13 protein-coding genes are annotated in these 12,377 nt (G+C 70.0%); 2 read left to right on the plus strand and 11 right to left on the minus strand.

Annotation, left to right across the window (positions count from 1 at the left end):
* Positions 1 to 3 precede the first annotated feature (3 nt).
* Entirely contained in the window at positions 4 to 252 is a 249-nt protein-coding gene (locus AB0H56_RS05915; RefSeq protein ID WP_357157722.1) for a hypothetical protein, read from the plus strand.
* Here AB0H56_RS05915 and AB0H56_RS05920 read toward each other — a convergent pair.
* On the minus strand, positions 236 to 1,126 hold the full coding sequence (locus AB0H56_RS05920) for an alpha/beta hydrolase (protein WP_357157725.1): 891 nt from the start codon (positions 1,124 to 1,126) through the stop codon (positions 236 to 238). The two genes, AB0H56_RS05915 and AB0H56_RS05920, sit on opposite strands and share 17 nt — an antisense overlap.
* Positions 1,127 to 1,213: 87 nt before the next feature.
* Here AB0H56_RS05920 and AB0H56_RS05925 point away from each other — a divergent pair, with 87 nt between their 5' ends.
* Positions 1,214 to 1,762, plus strand: a complete 549-nt coding sequence (locus AB0H56_RS05925; protein ID WP_357157728.1) for a CGNR zinc finger domain-containing protein — start codon at positions 1,214 to 1,216, stop codon at positions 1,760 to 1,762.
* Between the two features lie 3 nt (positions 1,763 to 1,765).
* Here the strand turns inward: AB0H56_RS05925 and AB0H56_RS05930 are convergent, their stop codons facing one another.
* The 10 genes from AB0H56_RS05930 to AB0H56_RS05975 all read right to left on the minus strand — a co-directional run.
* Positions 1,766 to 3,346, minus strand: coding sequence for an alkaline phosphatase D family protein (locus tag AB0H56_RS05930; RefSeq protein ID WP_357157731.1), 1,581 nt, complete (start codon positions 3,344 to 3,346; stop codon positions 1,766 to 1,768).
* Positions 3,347 to 3,353: 7 nt separating this feature from the next.
* Positions 3,354 to 4,811, minus strand: a complete 1,458-nt coding sequence (locus tag AB0H56_RS05935; RefSeq protein WP_357157734.1) for a PepSY-associated TM helix domain-containing protein — start codon at positions 4,809 to 4,811, stop codon at positions 3,354 to 3,356.
* Between the two features lie 785 nt (positions 4,812 to 5,596).
* Positions 5,597 to 6,157 (minus strand): hypothetical protein, encoded by a 561-nt coding sequence (locus tag AB0H56_RS05940; protein ID WP_357157737.1) that lies wholly within the window; start codon positions 6,155 to 6,157, stop codon positions 5,597 to 5,599.
* 40 nt (positions 6,158 to 6,197) lie between these two features.
* The gene (locus tag AB0H56_RS05945; protein WP_357157740.1) at positions 6,198 to 7,856 is read right to left on the minus strand and encodes an acyl-CoA synthetase; all 1,659 of its coding nucleotides are present in this window, start codon (positions 7,854 to 7,856) and stop codon (positions 6,198 to 6,200) included.
* A gap of 104 nt (positions 7,857 to 7,960) precedes the next feature.
* A complete protein-coding gene (locus AB0H56_RS05950; protein ID WP_357157743.1) occupies positions 7,961 to 9,586 on the minus strand; it encodes an acyl-CoA synthetase in 1,626 nt (541 codons plus the stop codon).
* Positions 9,587 to 9,683: 97 nt separating this feature from the next.
* A complete protein-coding gene (locus tag AB0H56_RS05955) occupies positions 9,684 to 10,184 on the minus strand; it encodes a helix-turn-helix domain-containing protein (RefSeq protein WP_357157746.1) in 501 nt (166 codons plus the stop codon).
* A 108-nt stretch (positions 10,185 to 10,292) separates the two neighbouring features.
* Entirely contained in the window at positions 10,293 to 10,928 is a 636-nt protein-coding gene (locus AB0H56_RS05960; RefSeq protein WP_357157749.1) for a hypothetical protein, read from the minus strand.
* Between the two features lie 104 nt (positions 10,929 to 11,032).
* Positions 11,033 to 11,410 carry a hypothetical protein gene (locus tag AB0H56_RS05965; protein WP_110036341.1) on the minus strand — a complete coding sequence of 126 codons (378 nt, stop codon included), beginning with the start codon at positions 11,408 to 11,410 and terminating at the stop codon, positions 11,033 to 11,035.
* Positions 11,407 to 11,721, minus strand: a complete 315-nt coding sequence (locus tag AB0H56_RS05970; RefSeq protein ID WP_233000261.1) for a type II toxin-antitoxin system prevent-host-death family antitoxin — start codon at positions 11,719 to 11,721, stop codon at positions 11,407 to 11,409. Before AB0H56_RS05970 ends, AB0H56_RS05965 begins: the two co-directional genes overlap by 4 nt.
* Positions 11,722 to 11,760: 39 nt before the next feature.
* Positions 11,761 to 12,377 (minus strand): diiron oxygenase (locus AB0H56_RS05975; protein WP_357157754.1); only part of this gene is annotated, 617 nt, incomplete at its 5' end.

Consider the following 12,377-nt stretch of genomic DNA (forward strand, 5'->3'; position numbering starts at 1 on the left):
GGCATGCTTTTCGACATTCGCACCATCATCGGCGCGCTGCTCGGGTGCTACGGCGTCGTCCTGGTGATCACCTCGCTGGTGCAGGACAGCGCCGAACAGGCGGCCAAGACCGGCGGCATCGACGTGAATCTGTGGGCCGGTCTCGGCATGCTCGGCGTCGCGGTCGTCTTCATCGGCTGGGCCGCCCTGCGCCCGGTCCAGGTCCCCGCGCGGCCGGAACCGGCCCCGGAGGAGTTCACTCCCGACGAGTGAGCGCGGCTCCGGGCAGGCCGTCCAGGAAGTCGGCGACGAGCGGGGCGATCTCGTCCAGGTGGGTTTCCAGCGCGAAGTGCCCGGTGTCGAACAGGTGCAGGTCGGCGTCGGGAAGATCGGCGAGGTAGGCCCGCGCGCCCGGCGCGGGAAAGAACGGATCGTTCGCGCCCCAGGTGATCAGGGTCGGCGGGGCGTACGTGCGGAGCCAGGACTGCCATTCGGGGTAGCGGGCCAGGTTCGAGTGGTAATCGAACGCGAGGCTGAGCTGGGCGTCTTTGCGGCCGGGGAGGTCGAGGTAGTACTGGTCGAGGGTCCATGCGTCCGGTGCGAGGCGGGTCGGGTCGGCGACGCCGAGCTCGTATTGGCTGCGGGTACCGGCAGGCGTGAGCAACTGCCCGATGGTTTCCTCCGCGCCGTCCTCGCCCGGGCGCAGCCCGATGAATGCGCGGGCGCCGTCGGAGAGCCCGGCCTCGTAGGCGTTGCCGTTCTGGACGACGAGTCCGGTGATCCGGTCGGGGTGGCTGACTGCGAGCCGGAACCCGACCGGCGCGCCGAAATCGAAGACGTACATGGCGAATTCGGTGAGCCCGACCCGTTCGGTGAATCCGGTGACGATGTCGGCGAGCCGGTCGAAGGTGTAGTCGAAATCGGCCGGTGCGCTGGTGTTTCCGAAGCCGGGGTAGTCGGGGGCGAGCAGCCGGTAGCGGTCGCCGAGCAGGTCCATCAGGCGACGGAACTGGTGGGAGCCGGAGGGAAAGCCGTGCAGCAGAAGCAGAGTCGGGGCATCGGCCCTGGCCGGCACCGATTCGCGGTAGAAGACGTCGACGCCGTCGACCTCGATGTGCCGGTGCTGGATGGTCGCGAGCGACGTCATATCAGTCACATGCTTTCTCTCAGTGTGGATGCATTAGTTCTAAACCGTGCTATCTAATGTGTCAACGGGGTGAGTTACCATTAGAGGGTGAGCGCGCCCGAACCGCTGGTCGGTGAGCACCTGGCCATCGACCTCGTCAACACCCGTCCCGCCGGTGCGGACCTCGTGGGGACCGCCGAGCAGTTGGCGCAGTGGCTGCGCCTGCAGGAACATCGCCTGCCGGAGACCTTCGCGGACCCGGGTGAGCCGGAGGTGCGGGCCGTCCAGCAGGTGCGTGACCACGTCGACTCCGCGCTCACGGCGCTGCGACACGGCGAGCGGCCACCCGAGTCCGCCCTGCGGGGGCTGACCGCGGCCCAAGCCGCCGCGCCCGCGGTGCGCCACCTCGTCTGGGACGGTGACCGCTGCGTCACCCGGACCCGCCGCGAGGGGGCCGTGAGTGCCCGGTTGGCCGCCGTACTCGCCGAGGCGGCGGTGGACCTGCTCACCGATCCCGCGGTGGACCGGCTACGTCAGTGCGCGGCCGAGGACTGCGTCATGCTGTTCGTGCCCGCGCATCCGCGCAGGCAGTGGTGTTCGCCCGAGCGCTGCGGCAACCGGGCTCGCGTGGCCCGCTACTACCGGCGGCACAAGTGACCGTCAATCCTCGATCGCGCCCGGGATGCCGTCCTGGACAACGAAACTGGCCCTCGTGCTGACCGGGGCGCCGGGGCGGGTCACGTAGGGGACGACGCGGAAGTCGGTGCGCCACTGGCCATGATCGAGCTCCACCCGGGCATAGCCGCGCTGACGATTGTGGAACTTGATGTCGGGGTTGGCCGCCAGCAGGGCGCGGCCGCCGTCGGTGACGTCGGCGCCGTCGCCGCCCGTCGAGATCGAGGTACCGGTGAATTCGGTGGCCACGACCGGTGATTCGGGCACGGTGTAGTCGCGGCGCAGGTCGGCGACGTAGTTCTCGTGCCGGTCGCCGGTGATCACCACCAGGTTCCCCGCCGCGCGGTCGGCGGCCGTGCCGAGCACGGTGTTGCGGTCGGCGATGTAACCGTCCCACGCGTCGGTGCCGAGCAGCAGGGCGGGACCGGGATCGTAGTCGGACTGCGCCATCGCGACCTGATTGCCGAGCACCTGCCAGCGCGCGGGCGAGCCGGCCAGCCCGTCGACGAGCCAATCCCGTTGCGCCGCACCGAGGATGGTGCGGTCGGTGGCGTAGCGGTCGGCGCAGTCGAGCACGGCGCTGCCGTCGCCGCAGGCCTGCGGGGTGCGGTACTGCCGGGTGTCGATCATCGTGAACTCGGCCAGATCGCCGAACCCGTAGCGGCGGTGCAGGTGCACCGAGGGGCCGACGGGCAGCTGCGCCAGCCGCATCGGCTGGTGCTCGTACATGGCTTGGAAGGCCGCTGCCTTACGGCGGCGGAACAGCGGCGGCAGCCGGTACACGTCGACGCCGAGGCCGGGTCGATCGGCGGCCCAGTTGTTGTCCAGCTCGTGGTCGTCGAAGGTGACCAGCCAGGGGAACCGCGCGTGCGCCGCTCGGAGCGGGGCTTCGGCCTTGGCCTGGGCGTAGCGCAGTCGATAGCCGGTGAGGTTCACGGCCTCGTCCTCGAGCTGCGGTGCCAGGTTCGCGCCGCGACGGGCGAGCACCCAGGAGGATTCGTAGATGTAGTCGCCCAGATGCACCACCAGATCGAGGTCTTCGGCGCTCAGATGCTCGTAGGCGGTGTAGTAGCCCGAACTCCACGACTGGCACGACGCGAAGGCGAAGCGCATCCGCGCGGTCGGGCTGCCAGCGGCGGGCGCGGTGCGGGTGCGGCCGACGGGGGAGATCGTCGAACCGGCCCGGAACCGGTAGTAGTACCACCGGTCCGGGGCCAGCCCGGCGATCTCGGGGTGCACGCTGTGGCCGAGCGCGCGGGTCGCCACCGCCGAACCCCTGGCCACCACCCTGGCGAAACGTTCGTCCTCGGCGACCTCGTAGTCGACGGTCACCGGGTTGATCGGCATGCCGCCGTAGCCGTCGGGGGCGAGCGGATCGGGCGCGAGCCGCGTCCACAGCACAACGCCGTCGGGGGTCGGTTCGCCGGAGGCGACGCCGAGGGAGAACGGGTCGCCGAGGGTGCGTGGCGCGGGGAAGCGCGCGCTGCTCACCGCCGACACTCCCACCGCCGCCGCGACCGAGCCGGTCACGCTGTAGCGCAGGAGTCGTCGGCGGGACAGCGTCATGTGTGCATTACACAGGATGTTCGGCGCGGGCCGCCAACCCGAGCGCCATGTCCACGAGCAGGAACGCCAGCAGGCTCAGCCCCAGCAGCGGCAGGAACCAGCCGACCAGCAGCGCGGCGGCCACCAGCGGGACCGTGAGCCACGGCGAGGTCCGCCGCAGCACACCGCGCCGCGGCGGGGTGCCGACCGCGCGACGGCGGCCACCACGCGTCGGGCGACGCTGCCACCACATGAGGTAGCCGAGCACGATCATCGCGGCGAGACCAAGGGCCACCGCGAGCAGCAGCAGCTGGTTGGGCAGGCCGAACAGCAGGCCCATGTGGAAGGCGATGCCCCAGTTGGTGAGCTTGGCCATCAGTGGCCAGTCCGCGTAGGCGAGGGAGTCGGTGACGGTGCCGCTCGCGCCGTCGACCGCGACGCTGTCGACGGTGTAGGTGCCGGGTGCGCGGACCTCCTTGACGCCGAACGCCTTGTCCGGTGTCGCGGGCACGGCGATCTCCGCCGCCTGGGTGATGCCGTTGGCGCGGGCGGTCTCCCAGACCCCGTCGAGCTGGGCGATCCGGGTGGCCTGGTCGACCGGCGCGGGCGCGACGTGCCCGGCGCCGTGGTGGTCACCGCCGGTGCTCGCCTCGGGGCCGGTGGTGCCGGGCAGTCCCACGCTCACCGCGGGCGTGGTCCAGCTCAGTTCCTGGCGCAGCTTCGTGACGTTCTCCCCGCCGTAGGCCGACCAGGTGACACCCGTCGCCGACAGCAGCAGCGCCACCGGCAGCAGCCAGAAGCCCAGGGCGCCATGCCAATTCAGCTTGCGCCGCTTGGACTCGGACAGGTCGGGCGCGGCCAGCCAGGCCGCCGACCGCCGCGCCCTGCGCTTGCGCACCCGATGTACCCACAGGACCAGGCCGAACAGGGCGATCACCCACAGCCACGAGGCCGCCAGCTCGCTGTAGACGCGGCCGGGCTCGCCCAGGTGCAGGCTGCGATGGAATTCGCTGATCCACGCGCGCAGCGGCAGCGCGCCGCTGCTGCCGTAGACCACGGCCTCGCCGACCGGCTGCGCCGTGTGCGGATCGACGAACACCGACAGCCGCTCGGAATCGCCCAGCGTCGGATCGTTGAACAGGACCCGGGTGGTCTGGCCCTCGCTCGGCGCGGGCGCCACCGCCACCAGTGTCAGGTCGGGCCTGCTCGCGACGGCCGCGCCGACCTGCGCCGACAGTGTCTGTTCCGGGCCGGCGGTCTCGACCCGGAGCAGGTCGCGGGAGACGAAGCCTTCGATGGTCGGCGCCATCGCGTACAGCGCGCCGGTGAGCGCGGCGATCAGGATGAACGGGGCGACGAAGATCCCCGCGTAGAAGTGCAGGCGCAGGGCCAGGGGATACAGCCGCAGGCCGCGCAGTGCGCGGGCGGGTGCGGTGGGTGGGGCCGAGGTGGGTTCCTCGGTCGAACGAGTGTCCGTGATGCTCATGATGATTCGTTTCTGCAGATCGGAACCCGGTGTGCACGACCATCGCGACGTTCGCGTCGGCGACCGCGGCGGCAGCCACAGCGACGGCGGCGACCGCGGCCACCGCGACGGCGGCGACGGCGGCAGCGACGGCGGCGACCGCGACGACCGCAGCGACTCTGGCGAGACCGCGGCGACCGCGGCGACGGCGACTGCGACGACCGCAGCGGCGCTGGCGAGACCGCGGCGACCGCGGCGACTGCGACGACCGCAGCGACGCCGGCGAGACCGCGACGACCGCAGCGACGCCGGCGAGACCGCGACGACCGTAGCGACCGCGTCGACAGCGGCGACCTCAGCGACGCCTGCGACCGCGACGAGGCAGCGCCGGCGGCGACTGCAGCCACCGCGACAACGACGGCGGCCGCGGCGACGGCGGCGACCACCACCGCAACCGTGCGACGGCGACGACTGCGGCGAGCGCGAATCGTGCCTGGCGTCGGGCGCGGGTGAGCCGTGTACGCCGCCGGCTCGCAAGACGACGGCTACGAAGCCCACAGTGCGACCGCGCCACTACCGTGCACGCCACTGGCCGCCGATGCCCCCGCTGGCCAGGTATGGCATGACCGCGTGGTTGTGGTTACCGGATGTATGGCCCGTGGTGTGACCGCCGGCCGCGGGAGATTTGCGGCGTGGGCCGGGATTCACGGGCTCCGATGGCCACTGTCGACACGGTGAACGCCGGAGGATCGGCCGTGGTCGCTGACGAAGCGCACGACGATGCGTGTACCGGGTGAGGGAAAGGTTCAGAACGGAATCGCGAGCGGCGGACCGCGGGTGCGCAGTGTGGTGGCGGCGAGAATCCGCAGGATGACGCGGTCGCGGTGGACCAGGCGCAGAGGAGCAGGGGCGGGAATCCGGGGTGAGCGGTAGCGCAGGGGGAGCAGGCGGGCCAGGGCCGCGCCGCCGATCCGAGAAGCGGCCTCGACGCCGAGGATGATCAGCGCCGCGACGACCGCCGCGATCGTGTGCGCCAGCAGCATGCCGAGCCCGAGGGAATCCTGGGCATGGTGTCCGTGCCCGGACCAGCTCATCGTCGTGTGCCCGAGCAGCTGACCGGCCAGCAGCACCACGGCCAAGCCGACCGTCCCCGAGCGCAACGGCCCGAAGCCGCTGACCAGCGCGCCGATCACCGCCGCGACGGCGGCCAGCAGGACGACGGTCGTGCTGCCGGGCAGCCCGCCGCCGGACGCCACGCCGTGCGCGGCCAACGCGAGCGCTCCCGACATCGAGCCGGCGCAGCCGCCGCGCAGCCGCGCGCCAAGGGCACGCGACGGCGCGGCGGTCCGCCGGAACTCGATGATCACCGGCTGATGATAGACGACGGCGGAAACGGTCCGCCCGGGATCAACCCTGCTGGACGTCCATCTCGATCAGCGGCTTACGCAGCAGCTTGCCGGTCGCGTTGCGCGGCAGCTCGTCGACGAAGATCACCTCGCGCGGCACCTTGTAGCGGGCCAGGTTCTCCTTGACGAAGTCCTTGATCTCCTGCGCGTCGCGCGCCGACTCCGGGCCGGGCACCACGATCGCGCGCAGCCGCTTGCCGTAGTCGCGGTCGTCGACGCCGACGACGGCCGCCTCGAACACGTCGGCACGGCCCGCGATCAGGTTCTCCACCTCGAGCGGGAAGACGTTCTCGCCGCCGGAGACGATCATGTCGTCGTCGCGGCCGTCGATGTAGAGCAGCCCGTCGGCGTCGAAATGGCCGACGTCGCCGGAGGACATCATGCCGTCGACGATCTCCTTGGTGCGGCCGTCGGTGTAGCCGGTGAACGCGAAACCGTTGTCCACGAAGATGGTTCCGGTGACATTCGGCGCGGTGATCGGCTTGCGGTCCTCGTCGAGCAGCACGATGCGGATGCCGACGGGCGCCTTGCCCGCGGTGGTCGGCGACTTGCGCAGGTCGGCCGGGGTCGCGACGGTCATCACCGCGCACTCGGTGGAACCGTAGAGGTTGTAGAGGCTGTCGTTGAAGTAGTCGAGCGTGCGGGTCACCACGTCGGGCGCGATGGCCGAGCCGGCCGCGAAGATGACCTTGATCGTCTTCGGGTCGTATTTCGCCAGGATCTGTTCGTCCAGATCGAGGATGCGCTGCAGCATGGTCGGAACAACCACCAGCGAATCCGCCTGGTACTTGACGATATTGGCGAGCGTGCGCTCCGGATCGAAGCGGCGCTGCTGGAAGATCACCCGGTTGCCCAGCGCCAGACCGAGAGTGAACTGCGACAGGCCGGTGCCGTGGAAGATCGGCGCCGCCATGATCATGGTGCCGTTGTTGGGCAGCGGCACCCGGTCGACGAACTGCGCGGAGGCGAAGGGGCTCACCTTGTCGCGCGGGGCGCCCTTGGGGGTGCCGGTGGTGCCGCTGGTGAGGATCACCATGCCGCCGGGCTTGGCGGGTGGGGTGAGCGGGGTGACCGAACGCCCGGCACACAGCGATTCCACGGTCGGGATCGCCGGGTCGACGCCGTCGGCCTCGTCGACCCAGGTGAGCACCCGGGGGATCTCGGCCGGGATCGCGCTCATCAGGTCGACGAACTCGCTGTCGTGCAGCACCGCCTTGACCTTCTCGCGCGCGGCCACGTCGGCGAACTGCGGCTTGGCGAAACCGGTGTTCATCAGCACCGCGCGCACACCGAGCTTGCCCGCCGCGAGCAGGCTCAACACCATGCCGCGGTGGTCGCGGGCCAGCACCGCGACCACGTCGCCCTCGTTGATCCCGCCGGCGCGCAGACCGCGGGCCAGCGCGTTGGATTGCTCGTCGAGCATCCCGAAGGTGAGTTCACCGCGCTCGTCGACGATCGCGCCCGCGTCCGGCCTGGTCTGCGCGGCATGCATCACCACGCCGGCGAACGGGCCGAACTTCGAGACATTGCGGAAGGAACGGGCGGCGTGATCCAGGCGCAGCGGATTGAACAGCTTGCGATCCATCATCACTTTGACGCCGAGCGCGAAATCACCGGCGCGCCGGGCCGTGCCACCGATCGCGGGCAGAGACAGAGACATCGAACAGCCTTTCGGCAGACCGATCCCACGACGAGACGCGGGGCCGGACCGCGTCATCGAGATCCAGTGCTGGTGCTAACAATAGCAAGCATCCGTGGCTCGGATCACTGTGAGACCTCATAGTCCACCAGGACCCGGCGCAGGATCTTGCCCGTCGCGTTACGGGGGAGTTCGTCGAGGAACACCACCTCACGCGGCACCTTGTACCTGGCCAGGTTCTCCTTGACGTGCGCCTGCAGTTCCTCGGCGGCGGTGCTGTGTCCCGGTTCGAGGACGACGAAGGCGCGCAGCCGCTTGCCGAACTCCACGTCGTCGACGCCGATCACCGCCACGTCGAACACGTCGGGCCGCTCCACCAGGAGGTTCTCCACCTCCTGCGGGAAGACGTTCTCGCCGCCGGAGACGATCATGTCGTCGTCGCGCCCGTCGACCATGAGCAGGCCGGAGGCGGTGAAGTGGCCGACATCGCCGCTGGACATGAACCCGTCGATGATCTGCTTGTTCCGGCCGTCGGTGTAGCCCTCGAAGGGCGCGCCGCTGCGCACGAAGATCCGGCCCGCGGTCTCGGGCGTCTCGACCCGCTGATCGTTCTCGTCGTAGAGGCGGACCTCGCAGGTGATCGGCGAGCGCCCGCAGGTACCCGGCGCCTCGGCCAGTTCGGCCGGGTTCGCGATGGTCGCGATGGCGACCTCGGTGGAGCCGTAGAGGTTGTAGAGCACCGGCCCGAACGCCTCGGTGGCCTTGACGCACAGCTCGGGCGAGAGCGCCGACCCGGCGAACAGGATCACCTTCAGCGAGGACAGGTCGTACTTCGCGCGCACCTCGGCGGGCAGTTCGGTCATCCGGTGCAGCATGGTCGGCACCGCGACCAGCATCTCCACCTTGTGCTCGGCGATGGCGGCCAGGGTGGCCTCGGCGTCGAAGCGGCGGCGCATGACGATCTTGTTCGACAGGATCGTGCCGACCAGCCAGGTGCCGAGACCGGTGCTGTGGAAGATCGGCGAGACGATCATCATGGTGCCGCGCTTGGGGAAGGGCACCCGATCGACGAACTGCGCGGTCGCCATCGGCGTCACCTTGGTGCGCGGTGCGCCCTTGGGCAGGCCGGTGGTGCCGCTGGTGAGGATGATGAATCCGCCCGGCTTGCTGGGCGCGGGGAGCGGTTCGGTGGAGTTGCCCGCGATGAGATCGTCGAAGGTCGTCGCGCCCTCGGGGATCGCGGCGCCCTCGTCGACCCAGGTGAGGAAGCGGGGCAGCTCGGCGGGCAGCGCGTCGAGCAGGCCGAGGAACTCGCTGTCGTGCAGGACCGCGCGCACGTGCTCGCGCTCGCACACCTCGGCGAACTGCGGCTTGGCGAAACCGGTGTTCATCAGCGCGATCCGCGCGCCCAGCTTGCCCGCGGCGATCATCGACATGATGAGTCCGCGATGGTCGCGGGCCAGCACCGCGATCACCATGCCCTCGGTGATGCCCGCGTCGTGCAGGCCGCGGGCGATGGCGGTCGACTGGTCGTCGAGTTCGCGGTAGGTCAGTTCACCGCGCTCGTCGGCCAGGGCGACCTGCTCGGGGGCGACGCGCGCGGAATGCCGGACGAGGGTGGCCTGCGGGCCGTAGATCTTGGATTCCTTCATGGTCCGCAGCGTCTCGAGCGGCTTGGTCGGATCGGTGACGCCGCGCGAGCGCAGGACCCCGAGTGCCTTCACGGTTTCGAGCAGATGGGACACGTTCACTCGGGCTACCTCCACAGCGTCGAACTCTGGAACCCAACGGTATCAGAGGGTGTGCCCTACGTCACAATATTGAATCGGTCATTTCGGGCAAATGTCACTAGCGCTGCGCGCTGGCCAACGCCGCGAGCAGCGGGATGAGCCGACCCTCCGGGACCTCGAAGCGTCCCAGGCCCGCGGTCTGCAGCCAGCCGACCGCGGCCAGCTGCCGCAGATGCTGGTAGATGTCGGCCGAGGAACCCAGCTCGGAGATCGCGGCGAGATCGGCGGCGGTCCTGCGCCCGTAGACGATCTCGCGCAGCAGCCGCAGCCGGACCGGATTCGCCAGGGCGGCAAGGCAATTGGCGACCTCGGTGGTCCATTCCTCGCCGACGATGGTGTCGATCGGGAACTGGGCCTGCCAGTCGAATCGCTCGCCGGTGGGCAGGTGCAGCGCCCCGGCCATCAGCACGCCTCCGTTGCGCACGGCGGCGGCGTCGAACTCCTGCCGCAGCCGCGCGACCGCCCACGGCAGCTGCTGGCCGTCGCCGCCCTCGGGGCGCGCGTCTTCCAGGGCGGCAACCCGCCGTTCCAGTTCTTCGAGTCGGTCGACCAGATCCACGCGGTCAACCTACGCCACACCGAACCTGTTGCGCTGCATCCGCGTCGGTCCCGCGACGAGCGCGCGCCCCGGAACCTGGCCGGTTCCGGGGCGCGCGGACGAACGGGGCTAGCGGGTGACAGCGCCGAAGGACGGCTGCTGGATGTGGCCGAGCTGGTAGGCGTACCCGTCCGGGTGCGCCTCGTCGACCGGCACCGACCAGCGGTGCCACAGGCTGCCGTACACGGCGGCGACGATCAGGCCGCCACCGGTGTTCAGCGGCGCGGTGCGGATGGTGGTGTCGACGGGCACGTCCTGGTGCTCGGTCAGCACCGCGGTGCCGCTCTGGCCGTTGGACAGGTTCAGCCACATCACCTCGAGCTTCGCGCCGCCCTGGTTGGGCGAAATGGTGCCGGGGCCGCCGAAGAAGCCCAGGCGGAAGCCGTCGATGTCGAGCGCGATGCCGGAGCCGTAGACGCCGGGGCCGCCGCCGTTCTGGCCGATGTCGGAGGTCGCCGGGATCTGGAACGGCTGGGCGGGCAGCGCGACGTCGACGGTGCCCTTGTCGACCAGCTGATCGAGAGCGGCCAGAGCGCCCGGGTTGCCCGCGACCGAGGTGCGCAGCTGCGAGACCGCCGCGGCCACGTCGACCGTGGCCTGCGGTGCGGGCTCGGCCGCGGCCTGGCCCGCGAAAACGATGGCGACGGCGGCCGAGGCGGCGGCCATCGCGGTGGTGAGGCGACGCGTGAAACTCAGATGATGCATAACCAGCTCTCCTCGAGTGTTCCTGGTACAGCTTTGTCTGGTGAATCGTTCGCTCGTGTCGGCCGGCAGCGACCGACCTCGTTGTGCACCGTAACCGACGGCGCTCACGGCATCGGCGCGACCTGTACTTTGTAGCCCCGGTAGAGCTCCGGCTTGGCGGTGAGCACCGGCATGTCGAGGTTCTGCGCGGTGAACACCACCGGGGCGATGAGCGGCCATTCCGTGTGATCGTCGGCCATCGGGACGGTGGTGCCGGTGCGGATGGCGGTGGCCGCGTCGAGCTCGGCCCAGCGCACGGCGACGCGGTTGTCGAGCAGGCGCCCGAGTTCGTCGATGTTGTCGACGGCGCGCATCGCGGCCATCAGGCTCACCGTCGGCACCACCATGATCCGGCGTTGCTGGGTGAACTGCCGCATGATCACCTGCCCGAACAGTGGGGACAGGGCAAGGGAGGTGAGCGCTGTGTGGTCGGCGACGCTCACCGGGTGCTCGCGCCCGTGCCGTCCAGCGCGCTCATCAGTTTGTCCAGCTTCGCTTCCGCGTCGGCGATGTCGGCGGCGGAATGCGTCTTGATCCGGTCGTCGAGACCGCCGAGGATCTGCTGACGCAGATCGTCGTTGAAGTACGCCGGGGGCAACGCCCCGTGCCGCAACACCTCAGCAGGCACCACCGCGACCAGTTCCTTCCCCTCCCGCGTCACGATCACGGGTCGTCCGCTCGCGGACACCCCGTCCAGAACACTACCGAGCTGCCCCCGCAATTCGGTCAACGGCACAGTTTCGTAATCGGCCATATCCCACTGTACATCGCGGTGTACAGCCCGGTCGCCGGATCAGGCGGCCTTGCGGGCCGGTTCGCTGCGGTACCTGGTGACCGGGCCGTCGATGCCGAGCAGACGCCAGGTCAGCTTGGCGACCGGGTTCATCAAGCCGCTGTTGGTGGCCAGCGCGCGGACGTCACCGAAGATGTTGCGGATGGTGGTCTGCGATTCCGCGCCACCCCAGTACGCCTCCCGCATCACCTCGGCCGGGATGTCGAACTTCTCGACGAACTCCTTGGGCGGGGTCATGATCATGTCCAGCATGACCCGCATGGCGATCGGGAAGGCCACCGACAGCACGGATTTCGTGATCGGGTTCATGCCGGGGACGTTGCGGCGCAGGTATTCGTGCGCGAACGAGATGTGCCTGGCCTCCTCGGCCACGTGGATCTGCATCACCCGATGCACCATCGGGTGCAGGTCGACGCCGGCGCGCAGCAGCGACTTCTGCAGGTGATCGATCGGTTCCTCGCCGCCGAGGATCATCGTGAAGAACAGCTCGGGGAAGTACTTCACCGCGGGCCAGATGGCCAGCGTCAGCTTGCGGTCGATGCTGCCCATGCCCACCACATCGCGGTAGCCGATGCGGTTGATCATCTCCTGGAACATCATCGTGTGGTTGCACTCTT

This window comes from Nocardia sp. NPDC050717, from assembly GCF_040654275.1.
Classification (GTDB): domain Bacteria; phylum Actinomycetota; class Actinomycetes; order Mycobacteriales; family Mycobacteriaceae; genus Nocardia.